The 11,777-nt window shown below is 57.3% G+C and carries 12 protein-coding genes; 10 read left to right on the top strand and 2 right to left on the bottom strand.

Annotated features, from left to right (window positions below; all coding sequences use genetic code 11):
• Positions 1–17: 17 nt before the first annotated feature.
• Together ACFIOZ_RS15535 and ACFIOZ_RS15530 are read left to right on the top strand one after the other, a co-directional pair.
• Positions 18–635: a LysE family translocator gene (locus ACFIOZ_RS15535; protein ID WP_386079472.1), complete on the top strand. Its 618-nt coding sequence runs from the start codon at positions 18–20 to the stop codon at positions 633–635.
• A 58-nt stretch (positions 636–693) separates the two neighbouring features.
• Entirely contained in the window at positions 694–1,185 is a 492-nt protein-coding gene (locus ACFIOZ_RS15530) for a glutathione peroxidase (protein ID WP_386079470.1), read from the top strand.
• A gap of 11 nt (positions 1,186–1,196) precedes the next feature.
• On the opposite strand, the gene ACFIOZ_RS15525 is transcribed toward ACFIOZ_RS15530, so the two are convergent.
• Complete coding sequence (locus tag ACFIOZ_RS15525) at positions 1,197–1,583, bottom strand: DUF7079 family protein (RefSeq protein WP_386079468.1); 387 nt, start codon at positions 1,581–1,583, stop codon at positions 1,197–1,199.
• A gap of 311 nt (positions 1,584–1,894) precedes the next feature.
• Here ACFIOZ_RS15525 and fabV point away from each other — a divergent pair, with 311 nt between their 5' ends.
• The 3 genes from fabV to ACFIOZ_RS15510 all read left to right on the top strand — a co-directional run bounded on the left by fabV (position 1,895) and on the right by ACFIOZ_RS15510 (position 4,544).
• Complete coding sequence (gene fabV, locus ACFIOZ_RS15520) at positions 1,895–3,106, top strand: enoyl-ACP reductase FabV (protein WP_386079466.1); 1,212 nt, start codon at positions 1,895–1,897, stop codon at positions 3,104–3,106.
• 55 nt (positions 3,107–3,161) lie between these two features.
• A complete protein-coding gene (locus tag ACFIOZ_RS15515; protein WP_386079464.1) occupies positions 3,162–3,377 on the top strand; it encodes a hypothetical protein in 216 nt (71 codons plus the stop codon).
• Positions 3,378–3,566: 189 nt separating this feature from the next.
• Positions 3,567–4,544, top strand: a complete 978-nt coding sequence (locus ACFIOZ_RS15510) for a GlxA family transcriptional regulator (protein ID WP_386079463.1) — start codon at positions 3,567–3,569, stop codon at positions 4,542–4,544.
• A gap of 10 nt (positions 4,545–4,554) precedes the next feature.
• On the opposite strand, the gene ACFIOZ_RS15505 is transcribed toward ACFIOZ_RS15510, so the two are convergent.
• The gene (locus ACFIOZ_RS15505; protein ID WP_386079461.1) at positions 4,555–5,349 is read right to left on the bottom strand and encodes an SDR family NAD(P)-dependent oxidoreductase; all 795 of its coding nucleotides are present in this window, start codon (positions 5,347–5,349) and stop codon (positions 4,555–4,557) included.
• A 220-nt stretch (positions 5,350–5,569) separates the two neighbouring features.
• Here ACFIOZ_RS15505 and ACFIOZ_RS15500 point away from each other — a divergent pair, with 220 nt between their 5' ends.
• The 5 genes from ACFIOZ_RS15500 to astB are packed head-to-tail and all read left to right on the top strand — an operon-like array spanning position 5,570 to position 11,777.
• A complete protein-coding gene (locus ACFIOZ_RS15500; protein ID WP_386079459.1) occupies positions 5,570–6,784 on the top strand; it encodes an aspartate aminotransferase family protein in 1,215 nt (404 codons plus the stop codon).
• 50 nt (positions 6,785–6,834) lie between these two features.
• Positions 6,835–7,899: an arginine N-succinyltransferase gene (locus ACFIOZ_RS15495; RefSeq protein ID WP_386079457.1), complete on the top strand. Its 1,065-nt coding sequence runs from the start codon at positions 6,835–6,837 to the stop codon at positions 7,897–7,899.
• Entirely contained in the window at positions 7,899–8,930 is a 1,032-nt protein-coding gene (astA, locus tag ACFIOZ_RS15490; RefSeq protein WP_386079455.1) for an arginine N-succinyltransferase, read from the top strand. The genes ACFIOZ_RS15495 and astA overlap by 1 nt, the downstream gene beginning before the upstream one ends.
• A gap of 22 nt (positions 8,931–8,952) precedes the next feature.
• Entirely contained in the window at positions 8,953–10,425 is a 1,473-nt protein-coding gene (gene astD / locus ACFIOZ_RS15485) for a succinylglutamate-semialdehyde dehydrogenase (RefSeq protein WP_386079453.1), read from the top strand.
• Entirely contained in the window at positions 10,422–11,777 is a 1,356-nt protein-coding gene (astB, locus tag ACFIOZ_RS15480) for an N-succinylarginine dihydrolase (protein ID WP_386079451.1), read from the top strand. Before astD ends, astB begins: the two co-directional genes overlap by 4 nt.

The raw sequence follows: 11,777 nt of genomic DNA, 5'->3' as shown, positions 1-11,777 counted from the left end.
TTCAAGGAGAAACAGGCATGCCGTTGACACTCTGGCTATCACTCGCTGCGATTTGTGCCATGGGGGCTATGTCGCCGGGGCCGAGTTTGGCACTGGTGTTGCGCCATACGTTAGGCGGCGGTCGCTTTACCGGGGTGACGGCCGCCATCTTCCATGCTTTTGGTGTGGGCTTCTATGCGCTGCTGACTGTTTGGGGCCTAGGCGCCTTAATCGCCGGTTTTCCGCTGCTGTTCCAATTGATTACCTGGTTCGGCGCGGCTTACCTGGCGTGGTTAGGGATTAAGGCGCTGCGCGCTGGTAGAGCCGGTGCTTTAGAGCCCAGTGCTGTCGCCACTAATCCGAGCCAGGCCGCTAAAGAGGGCGTGCTGGTGGCATTAGGCAACCCGAAGCTGATCCTGTTTTTTGTCGCTCTGCTAAGCCAGTTTGTGACCCCCGAAATGAGTGGGCTGGCCAAGGCGATCATTGTGTTAACGGCGATGATAATTGACGGGGGGTGGTACGTGTTGGTCGCTGTGGTACTTTCTCACTCACACATTCTGCCTTGGCTACAACAGCGTGCCCACTGGATAAACCGCATTACCGGCGTATTGTTAATCGCGCTGGCGTTACGCGTGGTGGCTGGACCACTGGTGTAAACAGCATAGCCGTGGCATGGTGATACCCATGCCGTTTGGGGTTTTGTAGGGCGAAGTGATGCAAATTTACGACCAAGATTGCTATACCCACCAAGGGCTGCCGTTTAACTTACGTGCGCTGCGTGGCCAAGTGCTGCTGGTGGTTAACGTTGCCAGCCAGTGTGGTTTTACCCCGCAGCTAAGAGAACTCGAAACCCTTTTTCAGCGCTACCGGGATCGTGGCTTCACCGTGCTCGGTTTCCCGTGTAACCAATTTGGCCGTCAGTCGCCGGAAAGCGCCCAAGCGTTTTGTCAGTTTGGCGAAAAGCAGTTTGGGGTCAGTTTTCCATTGCTGGAGAAGGTTAATGTCAATGGTAGTCATGCCCATCCGCTGTTTGTTCATCTCAAACGTGAGGCGCCTGGCGTGCTGGGTACACAGCTGATCAAGTGGAATTTCACCAAGTTTCTGGTAGGCCGCGATGGCAAGGTGATTGCCCGCTTTGGGCCGCGCGACCACGGGCGCCCACTACGCCTGGCAGTGGAAGAGGCCCTGGATCAGCGCTATCCATAGCGTTGAGACCGCTAGACTTTTTCGCCCCGGGTAACGGCCACGCGGCTCATGAGTGCATTCCAGCGGTGACGCACCATCATGGTGGTTAAACCTGAAAACAGCGCCCAGCTTTTGCGCCGCCAGCCTTTCAAACGCATGTTGTGATTGACCAACTGCTTCATCAGCTTATAGTCATCAAATTGTCGCCATTCGCTGGCGATTGACAGCTGATGGCGAGACATCACCGGCGCCAATTCCAAGCGGAACATCCATTCGAGCTCGTTAAGGGTCATATCATAGCGCTCAATGACCTCGGCCATACGCGCGTAATCGCGCTCGCTGGGTTCACGATCCAGCCACAGCGGGGCTAGCGCTAGCCAAAGATCGCCGCGTTCATCTACTAGCTGCTGTGCATTCATGGTCGCCTCACGGGAAGTCGTTGCTAATATAAGTGCCGATATTTGTGCGGGTATAAGTACTTTGGCAGCTATCGTGACGCGAATGCGCCCCCAGCTCAAGGGTGGGCCGTCGCTCAACAAAGAACCGTCGCTTGTGGAGTGCGATAGCTCAAGAGCGGACAGAGCGCACGTAGACAGCTAGAATAGCCTTTATGAGAGATGACACTGCTATGCCAAAAGCTATACCAAAAACTATGGCAAAACGATGTCGCTAGTTATGATGTTGCCAGTTACGATATTAAAAGCTAAATCAATCTGATAAAGAGGTTCCTGTGATTATTAAACCCAAAGTACGCGGCTTTATTTGTACCACTACTCATCCCGTCGGCTGCGAGCAGAACGTTCGCGAACAGATTGAAGCGACCCGTGCTCGTGGTTTGGATAAGCAGGCTGGCCCAAAGAAAGTACTCGTCATTGGGGCTTCAAGTGGCTATGGGTTGGCGGCACGTATTACCGCGGCGTTTGGCTATGGCGCCGACACCCTGGGTGTGTTCTTTGAAAAGCCCGCCACCGACAAAAAGCCGGGCACCGCCGGTTGGTATAACAGTGCTGCTTTCGACAAGTTCGCCAAGCAGGAGGGGCTTTATAGCAAGTCGATTAACGGCGATGCGTTCTCCCATGAGGCTCGGGGAAAAGCCATCGAGCTGATCAAGCAGGACATGGGCGAGATTGATTTAGTGGTCTACTCACTCGCCTCACCCGTTCGTAAACTGCCGGATAGCGGTGAACTGAAACGCTCAAGCCTTAAGCCGATTGGCGAGACTTACCGCGCCACCGCTATCGATACTAATAAAGATGCGATTATCGAAGCAGAAGTAGAGCCAGCCACCCAGCAGGAGATCGACGACACCATCACCGTGATGGGTGGTGAAGATTGGGAGCTATGGATGGACGCGCTTGATCAAGCCGGTGTGCTTGCTAAAGGTGCGCGCAGCGTGGCGTTTAGCTATATCGGCACTGAAATTACTTGGCCGATCTACTGGCACGGTGCGTTGGGTAAAGCCAAGGAAGACCTTGACCGCGCTGCAGCGGCTATCGATGCCAAGCTGAAAGAGAGCGGCGGCGGTGCCAATGTGGCGGTGCTCAAGTCAGTGGTCACCCAGGCGAGTGCGGCTATTCCAGTCATGCCACTGTATATTGCTATGGTCTACCGCATCATGAAAGAGCAGGGCCTGCACGAAGGCACGATCGATCAGTTGAACCGTCTATTCGGCGAGCAACTCTACTCGGCCGAGGGGCTACGCGGTGAGTTCACCACTGACGACGTTGGACGCCTGCGTTTGGATGACTGGGAGTTGCGTGATGACGTTCAGAAAGCGTGCCAGGATCTTTGGCCTGAAGTGACGACTGAAAACTTATTCGAAATTACCGACTATGCTGGTTATAAGCACGAATTCTTGAAGCTGTTTGGCTTTGAGCGTGACGATGTCGATTACGATGCAGACGTCAATCCAGAGGTTAAGTTTGATGTCGTGAATCTTTAAGCCATTCACAAAGGCGGCAGTGCCGCCCAATTCGACCGGAACGCTGGAGGTGTTTATGGATACTAGGGAAAGCAAAACCCCGGAAGAAGAGAAGCAGCACATTATCAATGAGCGGATACCTGAGGATTATGAAACCTCAAAACCGCATCTACAGCCCGAAGCCAAGAAGCGGCCTGGTGGGTTGTATAAGTTACTCCCATTGGTAGTGATTATTCTGGGGGTGATTGTGGTTAGTATCGTCGTGTTAGGCATTATTAATCGGGGTAACTAGTGCTTAACCCTGCTCCCTTTTTGCCGGGCCTTGGGCCCGGCAATTTGCATTCATGCGTCACGTTTTTGCTGCAGTGGTCATAACACTGCCATCCGCTACGCAATTGGGTAAGATGGTCGTTTACCTACGTCGATGGCGGTTTTTCATGCAGCGTTTCACGCATCTTTTAAAGCAGCTCAATCAGTTATCATGCAGCCTAACCCGTTAGCCTCACAGGCAGCGCCACTCCGTCGACGGGTGGCCTTTCTGCTGCTGCCGGGGTTTTCGTTATTGACCCACGCCAGCGCACTGGAACCGCTGCAAATGGCCAACCAACTGAGTGGGCAGATGCTTTACCACACCGTCACGCTAAGTCTCAACGACGAGCCCGTGCGTAGCGGTGCCCAGCTTTCGCTAATCGCGCAGCATGAGCTCAGTACTGCGCTAGGCCCACTCGACCTGCTGTTAGTATGTGCACCAACACCACTGCCTTATACGCTGCCCGCCAAGCTGAACGAGTGGTTGAGAGGGCACCAGGGGCGCGGCGTGGCACTGGGTGGTTTGGCAGGGGGAACAGAGGTATTGGCGCGCTGTGGTTTGCTTGAGGGCTATCGGGCAACGCTCCCCTGGCAGCGTTTTGAAGCGTTTTCCCAAGCCTATCCTCAAGTAACCCTTTCTCAACAGCTGTTTGAAATTGACCGCGACAGGTTGACCTGCGCGGGCGGTACTGCGGCCATGGATCTCATGCTCACGCTGATTGGCCAGCATCACGGCGCGCGTTTGGCGGAGCAGGTGTCGGAGCAGTTTGTCTGTGATCGCATTCGTCTGGCCGATGAGCGCCAACACGTGCCGCTGCGCAGCCGTCTGGGCCACGCACCACAAAGCCTGGTGGATGCTGTCACGCTGATGGAAGCCAATATTGAGGAGCCGCTCTCGACCCTGGAACTGGCTGAGCACTTGGGGATTTCCCGGCGTCAGTTGGAGCGGCTATTTAAGAAGTATCTGCAGGCGGTGCCCAGCCGCTACTATCTCGATTTGCGCTTGCAGGAAGCGCGTAAACAGTTACGCGATAGTGACCGGCCGGTAGGCGATATTGCGTTTGCCACGGGATTTTCCTCAGGCGCCCACTTCTCTACCGCCTACCGTCACCATTTCGGCATGACGCCGAGAGAAGAACGCCTGGGTTAGAAGAACAGGATTAGGTTAAGGTATCCACAATGCCGCCTTCAACACGCAGTGCCGCGCCGGTGGTGGCGCTGGCCTGGGGCGAAGCAGCGTAAACGCTCATGCTCGCCACCTCTTCGGGTGTCGCCAAACGCTGAATGATTGAAGAGGGGCGGTTCTCCCGCACGAAGCGTGCTTCAACCTCCTGCTGAGAAATACCCTCTTTCTCTGCCATGTCGCCAAGCATTTTGAGGACACCTTCGGATCGTGTCGGCCCGGGGAGAATGGCATTCACAGTGACCTGGGTGCCGCTGAGTACCTTGGCCAGCCCACGGGAAACCGACAGCAGCGCCGATTTTGTCATGCCGTAATGCACCATCTCGCTGGGGATGTTGATGCCTGACTCGCTGGATAAAAACTGAATACGACCCCAATTGCGCTCACGCATGCCCTGGGCATAGTGGCGGGAAAGCCGCACCGCGCTCATGATGTTGATATCGAAAAATTGCTGCCAAGTGGCATCGTCAACGTCGAAAAAGTCCTGCGGGCCAAAAATACCCACGTTGTTGATCAGGATATCCGTGCTGGGCTGCTTTTCAATCAGCGTCTGGCAGCCTTCAGCAGTGCCGAGATCAGCCGCTACGCCTTCTACTTTTGCATTGCGGGTAGCGTTTTTAAGCGCGGCGATGGCATCGTCAACCCGCGCCTGGGTGCGTCCTGTCACGACCACGCGAGCGCCAGCATTGGCGAGTCCTTGAGCAATCGCAAAACCGATGCCTGCCGTCGAGCCGGTGATAATGGCGTGTTTGCCGCTTAGATCAATATGCATACGTTGGTCTCCTCTCGTCCTGAGTATCACTACCTCACTACACAATTGATAACTTTATAGCTTGCTAATAAGTATGGGGCTCTTTTAGGGTTCTTCAAGGTAGCCGCTAGCTTCACTAAGCGCCGCTATTCATAATTTGCCGTCCCATTGCTGAAAGCGGTTAAGCTGGTTGGCCCCTTATACTGTTTTCATTCTTTTCCTCCACTGGAGATAGCGTGCCATGAGCCATACCCCAAGCCGTCAAGATTACGACCATTACATGACGCCTAACTACTCCCCGCAGCAGGTCATTCCTGTGCGTGGTGAAGGTAGCCGCTTGTGGGATCAACAGGGGCGAGAATATATCGACTTCGCTGGTGGCATTGCGGTGAACTCCCTGGGGCATTGCCATCCGGTGCTGGTCAATGCGCTGAAAGAGCAGGGCGAAAAGCTGTGGCACCTGTCTAACGTATTTACCAACGAGCCAGCGCTTGCCCTCGCCAAAACGTTGGTCGAGCGTACCTTCGCCGATAAGGTGTTCTTGTGCTCATCCGGTGGTGAAGCCAATGAGGCCGCACTGAAGCTGGCGCGCCGCTGGGCAGTGGATAACTACGGTGAGCATAAAGATAAAATCATTTCGTTTTATAAGTCATTCCATGGCCGCACCTTCTTCACAGTCAGCGTCGGTGGTCAGCCCAAGTACTCTCAGGGCTTTGGCCCGGTGCCCGGTGGCATCCTGCATGCTGACTACAATGATTTGGAAAGCGTACGCAAGCTGGTCGGCGACGATACCTGCGCGATTATGGTCGAACCCATGCAGGGCGAGGGCGGTATTGTGCCCGGCACGCAAGAATTCCTCCAAGGGCTGCGCGATCTCTGCGACGAGCACAATGCGCTGCTGATTTTTGACGAAGTGCAGACCGGTGTTGGCCGAAGCGGCGAACTCTACGCTTATAAGAACTACGGTATTACCCCGGATATTCTGACCAGTGCTAAATCCTTGGGCGGCGGTTTTCCCATTGGCGCCATGCTGGCAATCGACTCGGTGGCTAAATCGCTGGTTGTTGGAACCCACGGTTCTACTTACGGCGGCAATGCGCTGGCATCAGCTGTTGCCCGGGCGGCGGTTGAGTTTATCGACACCCCTGAGGTGCTTGAAGGCGTTAAAAATCGGCACGACCTGTTCCGCGAACACCTGGAAACCATCAACCGCAAGCACGGTGTGTTTAAAGAGATTCGCGGCATGGGCCTGTTGATGGGCGCCCAGATGTCGGATGCCTATGAAGGGCGGGCCAAAGACATTCTACCGCTAGCGATTGAAGAGGGCTTAATGGCACTGATCGCCGGGCCGAACGTACTGCGCATGGCGCCTTCTCTGGTCATCCCAGAAGCGGATATCGCCGAGGGCATGGCGCGCTTAGAGCGTGCGATTGAGCGGTTAGTTGCGGCAGGATGAGTGAGCAACAGGCTGCGTCAGTCGTGTTAACTGAAGAGGGGGCGTCGAGGATGCTGGTAGTTCGACCCGTTAAAACGTCTGATCTCACGGCGCTTGAGCAATTAGCCGAGCATGCAGTACCTAAGCTAACCAACTTGCCTGCTAACCGTGAGCGGCTTCAGGAGCGCATTGCGCGCTCTCAAGACGCCTTTAATGGTGACGTCGAGTTTCCCGAGGATGAGCACTACACCTTTGTGTTGGCCGACGATAGCCGTGATGAGGTGCTGGGAACAGCCACCATTCGCGCTCAGGCGGGCGCCAATGAGGCGTACTATACCTACCGCCAGGAAACGTTGATTCACGCTTCACAGCAGCTCAACGTTCGCCGTGAAGTGCAGACGCTGGCGCTCTCCCATGAAGTCTCGGACGCCACCCTGCTGTGCGCCTTTTCGCTTAACCCGCGTTATAAAGGCACCAGCGTGGAGAGCCTGCTGCGCCGGGCGCGGCTGATGTTTATCGCCCAGTACCCCGAGCGCTTTTCGCGCATTCTGGCGGTGGCGTTTCCCGGCTACCTGGATGCCCGCAATGAGTCACCGTTCTGGGAGAGCGTAGGGCGGCACTTTTTCGCCCGCAGCTTCCAGGATATGAATCATATTGCCGGGGTACGCTCGAAAAGCTTTATCGCCGAAGTTATGCCCCAGTTCCCGCTCTATTTGCCGCTGCTAACGCCTCAAGCTCGGGCGGCGATTGGTCGCGAACACCCCGCCCACGAAGAGGCGCTGGAGGAGATGCTGGCGGAGGGCTTTGTGCGTTCGCGCCATGTGGATATTTTCGACGCCGGGCCGATTGTTAAAGCCGAGCGCGAGCGGCTGGAAACCTTCCGCAATGCCGCCTGGCACCCGGTACGCATTCGTCCTGAACACGCGTTGCCCGATGCCGAGCCAGCACTGGTCGCTAACCAAAAGCTGGGCGAGTTCCGCTGTATCGTCGCGCGCTACGCGCTGTCGCCAACAGGTCAGTTGATGCTCTCAGCGGAGCACGCTGAGCGGTTGGGCGTTACCGAAGGGCGAGCGGTATTGGCCGCGCCGCTGACGCTACCCACGGTGGTAGACGCGCTTGATGAAGGAGAAATGTAATGCGCATTCGACCCATTGCCCGTGATGATTTGGATGGGCTTCAGGCGCTTGCGCAGCAGGCGGGCGTTGGCTTTACCTCGCTGCCGGATAACCGCGAGTTTCTAGCCGGTAAGATTGAGGCGGCCGCCAGCGCCTTTGAAGAGCGCACGCCAGTGGATGATCGCCTCTACTTCTTTGTGCTGGAGGATGAAGTGAGTGGCGAACTCGCTGGCTGCTGCGCCATTGAGGGGCAGGTGGGCCGGGAAGTGCCGTTCTACAACTACCGGCTGGGTACGCTGGCCCACTCCTCGGTACAGCTGGATCTGCACCGCACTATCGACACGCTGTTTTTAAGCTCCGACCATACCGGTGACGCTGAAGTGTGCTCGCTGTTTCTGCGCCCGGAGTACCGCGGCGAAGCCAACAAACATTTGCGCAACGGCGCGCTGCTCTCCAAAGCACGCTGGCTGTTTATCGCCCAGTTCCGCGACCGCTTCCCCGATAAAGTGCTGGCGGAAATGCGTGGGGTATTCGATGAAAACAACACCAGCCCTTTCTGGGAGAGCCTGGGCAAACACTTCTTTCCCATGGATTTCAGCGAAGCAGACCGGCTTACCGGCCTGGGGCAGAAGAGCTTTATCGGCGAGCTGATGCCCAAGTTCCCTATCTACACTACCTTTATGGCTGAAGAAGCGCGGGCCTGCATTGGTCAGGTGCATCGCCACACCCGCCCGGCGCTGGAGATGCTTAAGAAAGAGGGACTGCGTTGGGAAGGCTATATCGATATTTTTGACGGTGGCCCCACAGTAGAGGCGTACATTGATGACGTGCGCGCCATCCGCAACTCACGGCTTTGCCAGGTGGAAGTAACTGCCGGGGCAAGCGAAGAGAGCGTCAGCCGCTGGCTGGCCGCTACCACTAAGATGCTGCACTTTACCGCCAGCTGGGTAGGCCGCGCGCCCAGCGAAGACAACACCATCGTGCTGAGCGAACAAGAAGCGCAGCGCTTAGGCGTTACCACCGGCGATACCCTACGGCTACTCGAAACCTAGGCGACGTTTACAGGAGAGTTTTATGCACGCCCAACAGCAGCAACTTATCAATGGCGCCTGGGTCGCAGGCGACGCCGAGCCGTTGAGCAAGCACGACCCCGTTTCTGGTAAGTCGCTATGGCAAGCCGCTACCGCCAGCGCTGAGCAGGTCACGGCCGCTGTAAAAGCCGCCCGCGGCGCCTTCCCCAACTGGGCGCGTACCCCTTTTGCCGAGCGCCAGGCGCTGGTCGAGCGGTTTGCCGAGATACTCAAAAACCGCGGTGAAGACCTAGCGGTGGCGATTGCCTCTGAAACCGGCAAGCCGCTCTGGGAAGCACGCACCGAAGCGGGTGCCATGGTGGGTAAGGTGGCGCTGTCGGTGAAGGCGTATAACGAACGCACCGGCGAACGGGAAAAAGAAGTCGGCAGCGCCAAAGCCGTGCTGCGCCATCGCCCCCACGGCGTGATGGCGGTGTTTGGCCCCTATAACTTCCCTGGCCACCTGCCCAACGGCCATATGGTGCCTGCGCTATTGGCGGGTAACTGTGTGGTCTTCAAGCCCAGCGACCAAACCCCGCTGACGGCAGATTTAACCCTGCAGTGCTGGCTAGAGGCCGGACTTCCGGCAGGCGTCATTAACCTGGTGCAAGGCGGTGTGCCGGTAGGCCAGGCGCTGGCAGGTAACCCCGATATCGATGGTCTGCTGTTTACCGGTAGCGCCAACGTAGGCGGTATGCTGCATCAACAGTTTGCAGGGCAGCTGGATAAAATCCTGGCGCTAGAACTGGGCGGCAATAACCCGTTGGTGGTGAAGGATGTCGACGACGAGCGTGCAGCGGTGTTGGCCATTCTGCAGTCGGCGTTTCTCTCTGGCGGCCAGCGCTGCACCTGCGCACGGCGCTTGATGGTGCCGGAGGGTGCCGTCGGTGATCGCTTGATCGATGCGCTTTCCGAGGCGATCGCTAAGCTGCACGTGGCGGGCCAGTTCGAAGAGAATCCAGCGCCGTTTTATGGTGGTTTGGTCAGCGTAGCGGCAGCAGACGGCCTGCTCAAGGCTCAAGAAGAGCTGGAAACCATGGGCGGCACGGTGATCAATCGTATGCAGCGCCTGCAAGAGGGCACCAGCCTGTTAAGCCCTGCGCTGATCGATGTGACCGGCCTTGACGTGCCCGACGAGGAGCACTTCGGCCCGCTGCTGAAAATCCACCGCTATAGCGATTGGGATGAAGCACTACAGCTTGCCAACAATACCCGTTACGGACTTTCTGCCGGGCTGATTGGCGGCGAACAAGCCGATTGGGACGACTTCCTGCTGCGTATTCGCGCCGGGATCGTCAATTGGAACCGCCAAACCACCGGTGCCTCCGGCGATGCACCTTTCGGCGGCGTGGGTGACAGCGGTAACCACCGCCCCAGTGCTTTCTATGCGGCGGACTACTGCGCCTACCCCGTGGCCTCCATGGAAGCCGATAGCCTGGAGATGCCCGAGACCCTGCCGCCGGGAGTCAGCCTATGAGTGCTTCTGCGATCAATAACGTCCAGGAAGTCAATTTTGACGGCCTGGTCGGCCCGACCCATAACTACTCGGGGCTGGCGGTAGGTAACGTGGCGTCTATGAGCCACGGCGGGTTAGTGTCTAACCCCAAAGAGGGCGCGCTGCAGGGGCTCTTAAAGATGAAATCGCTGATGGACGCGGGCTATGCCCAAGGCGTGTTGCCACCCCAGCAGCGCCCCGATATTGGCGCACTGCGCGATTTGGGCTTTAGCGGCAGCAATAGTGAAGTGCTGGCCCGCGCTGCCAAAGAGGCCCCTCAGCTGCTACGGGCGGTTTGCTCTGCATCCAGTATGTGGACGGCGAATGCGGGCACTATTACGCCCAGCATTGATGCACTGGATAGTCGGGTACATTTCACGCCAGCGAATCTACAGTCCAGCTTTCACCGCTATTTAGAGCCGCAAACCACCGGTCACGTGCTGCAGGCAATTTTCCGTGACGAACAGCACTTCGCCCACCATCCGGTGCTGCCTGCAACGCCTGCCTTTTCTGACGAAGGGGCGGCCAATCACACCCGTCTATGCGGCGAGTACGGCGAACCCGGCGTTCATCTGTTTGTGTATGGCCGCCAGGCGTTTGGGGGCGAGCGCGCACCCCAGCGCTATCCCGCCCGACAAACGCTGGAAGCCAGCCAGGCGGTGGCTCGCCAGCACGGGTTAACGGAGGCGCAAACGGTGTTCGCCCAGCAGCACCCGGATGCTATCGACGCGGGCGTCTTCCATAACGACGTGATTGCCGTAGGCAATGGCCCCGTGCTGCTCTACCACGAAATGGCCTTTCTGGACGAAGAGGGCACCCTGGATGAGCTGCGCGCCAAAATGAGTACGCCCCTTATTCCGGTGCGGGTGCCCCTTGAGGCAGTGAGTATGGAAGATGCCGTGGCATCGTATCTCTTCAATTCGCAGCTGCTCACCAACCCAGATGGCACCATGACGCTTGTGGTACCCGGCGAATGCCAGGAGCGCGAAGCAGTATGGAGCACCATCCAAAATCACCTGCTGGCAGGCAATAACCCCATCAGCGAAGTGATCGTTAAAGACGTCAAGCAGAGCATGCGTAACGGCGGCGGCCCTGCCTGCCTGCGACTGCGGGTGGTGCTAACGGACGCCGAACGCGCAGCGCTTACCGGCCGCGTGCTGCTCACCGATGCGCTCTATGATGACCTAACCGCCTGGGTGAATCGATACTATCGCGACTGGCTGGCCCCGGATGATTTGGCCGATCCACTGCTGGCAGAAGAGTCCCTCACCGCGCTGGATGAACTCACTCAACTGCTGAAAATTGGCTCGGTTTATCCATTTCAGTTGGGATAG

Origin of the sequence: Vreelandella sp. F11 (genome assembly GCF_042466685.1) — a bacterium.
Taxonomy (GTDB): Bacteria; Pseudomonadota; Gammaproteobacteria; order Pseudomonadales; family Halomonadaceae; genus Vreelandella.
The sequence above is the reverse complement of the archived record's forward strand: the minus strand, read 5'-3'. Positions and strand labels throughout refer to the sequence as shown.

Excerpts from the sequence above, each read along its gene's own strand:
- ACFIOZ_RS15525 (WP_386079468.1), bottom strand. The coding sequence starts at position 1,583 with ATGAATGCACAGCAGCTAGTAGATGAACGCGGCGATCTTTGGCTAGCG.
- ACFIOZ_RS15510 (WP_386079463.1), top strand. The coding sequence starts at position 3,567 with ATGCAGCCTAACCCGTTAGCCTCACAGGCAGCGCCACTCCGTCGACGG.
- astD (WP_386079453.1), top strand. The coding sequence starts at position 8,953 with ATGCACGCCCAACAGCAGCAACTTATCAATGGCGCCTGGGTCGCAGGC.
- ACFIOZ_RS15530 (WP_386079470.1), top strand. The coding sequence starts at position 694 with ATGCAAATTTACGACCAAGATTGCTATACCCACCAAGGGCTGCCGTTT.
- ACFIOZ_RS15535 (WP_386079472.1), top strand. The coding sequence starts at position 18 with ATGCCGTTGACACTCTGGCTATCACTCGCTGCGATTTGTGCCATGGGG.
- ACFIOZ_RS15505 (WP_386079461.1), bottom strand. The coding sequence starts at position 5,349 with ATGCATATTGATCTAAGCGGCAAACACGCCATTATCACCGGCTCGACG.
- ACFIOZ_RS15495 (WP_386079457.1), top strand. The coding sequence starts at position 6,835 with ATGCTGGTAGTTCGACCCGTTAAAACGTCTGATCTCACGGCGCTTGAG.
- astA (WP_386079455.1), top strand. The coding sequence starts at position 7,899 with ATGCGCATTCGACCCATTGCCCGTGATGATTTGGATGGGCTTCAGGCG.
- ACFIOZ_RS15500 (WP_386079459.1), top strand. The coding sequence starts at position 5,570 with ATGAGCCATACCCCAAGCCGTCAAGATTACGACCATTACATGACGCCT.
- astB (WP_386079451.1), top strand. The coding sequence starts at position 10,422 with ATGAGTGCTTCTGCGATCAATAACGTCCAGGAAGTCAATTTTGACGGC.
- ACFIOZ_RS15515 (WP_386079464.1), top strand. The coding sequence starts at position 3,162 with ATGGATACTAGGGAAAGCAAAACCCCGGAAGAAGAGAAGCAGCACATT.